The sequence below is a fragment of the Streptomyces sp. XY431 genome (genome assembly GCF_001279805.1).
Classification (GTDB): domain Bacteria; phylum Actinomycetota; class Actinomycetes; order Streptomycetales; family Streptomycetaceae; genus Kitasatospora; species Kitasatospora purpeofusca.
On sequence record NZ_LGDO01000212.1, the window covers coordinates 1 to 3,317 of the forward strand.

Consider the following 3,317-nt stretch of genomic DNA (forward strand, 5'->3'; position numbering starts at 1 on the left):
GCGGTGGAGGGTGCCGGGGGCGGGGTCGCCGGGCGACAGGCAGCTGTCGAGGTCGATGAGGGTGAGGGTGTGGTCGTGGCCGAGGATGATGTTGCGGGGGCTGAGGTCGGCGTGGACGATGCCGTGGTGGTGAAGGCCCTCCACGGCGTGGCACAGTGCGAGGGCGAAGCGGGCGAAGAACTCGGTGGCGCCCAAGGACGGGGCGGCCATGGAGTGGTCGAGGTGTCCGAGCAGTTGGTGGAGGCTCAGGCCGCGCTGCCAGGTGATGGCGAGGTAGTGGAGGTGCTGGTGGACGCCGTGGGCGGCGAGGTCGGCGGTGCGGGGGTGCGCGGCGGCCTGCTGCAGGCCGCGGACCTCGTTGTGGGCCCGGGCGAGGGTGTCGGGGCGGGCGTCCAGGCACGTGGTCTTGAGGGCGACGTCCCCGTGCGGTCCGGTCGCTCGCAAGACGTTCTGGCAGCCACGTCGTCGGAGGACCTCCAGTGGCGTGTGGCCGGCCACGTCGGTGTGCAGCAGCGTGTCGGGAGAGCGGCCGTGCGGACAACGGTGTTTGCGGCGGTGCGCCGGCAGCGGTTTGGGGGCGGGTGATGTGTCCGGCTGTCGGACCGCGGTCTGGGCGGGCAGCGGTGCGGTGCGGACGGTGGACCGGGAAGGGGCCGCAGAGGGGTTTCGCATCGGGCTCTCGGACGCAGGGGCAGGGGCGTTGGAGGGTGCCGCCCTCCGTTGGACTGGAAGCGGCGGGCGGCACTGGAGTGGATCAGACGCGGCTGACGGTGAAGGGGATGGGATTGTCCAGGTCCTGGACGGTGATGGTGCCGCTGATCTTGGTGACGCGGGTTCCAGTGGCGCAGACGACGTTGGTGCCGCGGGCGTGTCCGGCGTAGGAGAGGAACTTGATGCGGCCCCTGCCGGTCGTGTCGACCTTGATCTCGAAGGGTCCGATGGCGTAACGGGAGTCGCTGGGGCCGGTGGCGATCTCGGTCTTGAAGGTGTTGATGCCGAGAGCGACCGGGGAGACGGTCAGTGCGCGGTCGTTGCCGTTGGCGGACGCGGCCCCGGTGAATGGGACATCGAGGCCGGCGATGCCGACGTAGTCGCCGATGGATCCGCCGCAGGTGTCCGCGGTAGCGGCGTGCGCGGCCGGGACTCCAGCAGTGACGGCGGTCAGGGCCAGCGCGGCGACGCCGATTCCGGACCAGCAGGTTCTCTTCATGACAGAGGAGTCCTCTCGTTCGGGGTGGATGTTTGATCAGTGTGCAAACCGTTCCTCGCGCGGCTGTGCGGCGCGCCGACATCCGGTAGCGGGGATCCCTGGCCTGGAGCAGCGGCAGGACAGGGGAGGAGACGGGGGGAAGGTCCGGCCGGAGGACTGACGCCGAGTGCCCCGGGCTGTGTGTACTTGGGCGGGACCGCGTAGGCCGACCCTCGCGTCGGGGAAGGACGGGTGGCGCCTTCCGGTGAACTGGGGTTCACCGCTTCGGGGCAGTTCCAGGTGCCCGAAGGGGTCACCCAGATCCAGGCGTGCTCCAAAGGGGTCGGCCGAGGCGGGCGATGGCCGTGCGGATGGCGGCGAGGACGTTGTGGACGGCGGGGGCGAGGCCGGTGGTGGCGAGTGTTCGTGGCGGCCCGTCCCGACGGCGAGGTCCTCGGCTGCGGCGGCACGATCGCCTGCCTTGCGGCGGTCGGCGTCCGCCTGCCCCTGGTGTCCGTCACTGACGGCGAGGCCTTGCACCTCTGCCGCCGCGCCCCCGGGTTGGGCTGCCCGCCTGACGCGGGGCCCGGCCGCGGAGCGCCGCGCGCCCCGGCGGCGGCATTCTTCGTACCGTGAGCCCATCCGCTCGCCACCGACAGCAGGAGTGCGATGCCCAGGGGCCGAAATTTCCGCTCGCGGTGGCTGGCCGCCGCGGCCGCGCTACCGGTACTCGCCTCCGCCCTCGTAGGCTGTGGGGGCAGCGGGGGCAGCGGCCCAGTGGCTCTGAACTGGTACAACTTCCCGGACGACTCCGGTGCCCTGCAACAGGCCGCAGACCGCTGCGGCCAGGCCTCGGGGGGCCGGTACGTGATCCACTACAACAAGCTGCCGCGCACCGCCGACGGGCAGCGCCAGCAATTGGTCCGCCGGCTGGCCGCGCACGACGCCGGGGTGGACATCATCGGCCTGGACGTCACCTGGCCGGCGGAGTTCGCGGAGGCCGGTTGGATCCGCGAATGGACCGGGCCGGTGAAGGAGCGGGCGACCGCCGACACCCTCGCGGCCGCGGTGCAGACCGCCACCTGGAAGGACAAGCTGTACGGCGCCCCCTACAACTCCAACACCCAACTGCTCTGGTACCGCGACGACCTGGTGCCCACACCGCCCAGGAGCTGGGCCGAGATGCTGGCCCAGGCCGAAGTGCTGGCGAAGGCCGGGAAGCCGCACTACGTCGAGATCCAGGGAGCCCAGTACGAGGGGCTGACGGTCTGGTTCAACACACTGGTCACCAGCGCCGGGGGCACCATCCTCACCCCGGACGCGCTGGCGCCCTCGCTCGGCCCGCCGGCGGTCGTCGCCGCCGGGATCATGCGGGACGCCGCCCGCTCGGCTGCGGCCGATCCGTCGCTGCCCAACCAGATGGAGGACCAGAACCGGCTCGCCATGGAGTCCGGCACGGCCGCGTTCGAACTGAACTACCCCTTCGTCTACCCGTCGATGAAGGCCAACCAGCCCGAGCTCTTCCCGCACTTCAAATGGGCGCCCTACCCCGGGGTCACGGCGGACCGGCCGGCCACGGTGACGATCGGCGGCATCGACCTGGCGGTCGGCGCCTACGGCAAGCACCCCGATCTCGCGTTCGAGGCCACCCTCTGCCTGCGGGACCGCGAGAACCAGCTGACCAACGCGCTCGAGGGCGGCCTGCCGCCCTCGCTGCGCAGCCTGTACCAGGCCGCCGAACTGACCGAGAGCTACCCCTTCGCCGCCGATGTGCTGGCCGCGCTCGAAACCGCCAGCGTCCGCCCGCAGACACCGGCCTACCAGAACGTGTCGATCGCCATCTCGCACACCCTCTCGCCGCCGGCCGCGATCAAGCCCGAGAGCACGGTCGCCGACCTGCGGGGGCAGATCGAGGACGCTCTCGGCTCCAAGGGGTTGATCCCGTGAGCACCTCCGCCTCCACGCCCGCCACTCCCGCAGCGCCCGCGACGGCCGGCGGTCCGGGCCGGGCCGAGCTGTCCGGGGGCGCCCGGCAGGAACGCAGGCTGGGCCTGCTGCTCTGCGCGCCCGCCGTGATCGTGATGGTCGCGGTCACCGCCTATCCGATCGCGTACGCGATCTACCTCTC

At 71.8% G+C, this 3,317-nt stretch carries 3 protein-coding genes and 1 pseudogene; 2 read left to right on the forward strand and 2 right to left on the reverse strand.

Annotation, left to right across the window (positions count from 1 at the left end; all coding sequences use genetic code 11):
* The coding region (locus ADK60_RS42200) for a protein kinase domain-containing protein (protein ID WP_159400515.1) at positions 1 to 444 on the reverse strand (444 nt) is incomplete at its 3' end.
* Positions 445 to 754: 310 nt separating this feature from the next.
* The gene (locus ADK60_RS20630) at positions 755 to 1,210 is read right to left on the reverse strand and encodes a hypothetical protein (RefSeq protein WP_053647984.1); all 456 of its coding nucleotides are present in this window, start codon (positions 1,208 to 1,210) and stop codon (positions 755 to 757) included.
* Between the two features lie 756 nt (positions 1,211 to 1,966).
* Between ADK60_RS20630 and ADK60_RS20640 the strand changes: the two genes are divergently transcribed.
* Together ADK60_RS20640 and ADK60_RS46785 are read left to right on the forward strand one after the other, a co-directional pair.
* Entirely contained in the window at positions 1,967 to 3,136 is a 1,170-nt protein-coding gene (locus ADK60_RS20640) for an ABC transporter substrate-binding protein (RefSeq protein ID WP_234371190.1), read from the forward strand.
* Positions 3,133 to 3,317 (forward strand): annotated as a pseudogene (locus ADK60_RS46785) (ABC transporter permease); the annotation flags it as partial. The gene ADK60_RS20640 and the pseudogene ADK60_RS46785, both read left to right, overlap by 4 nt.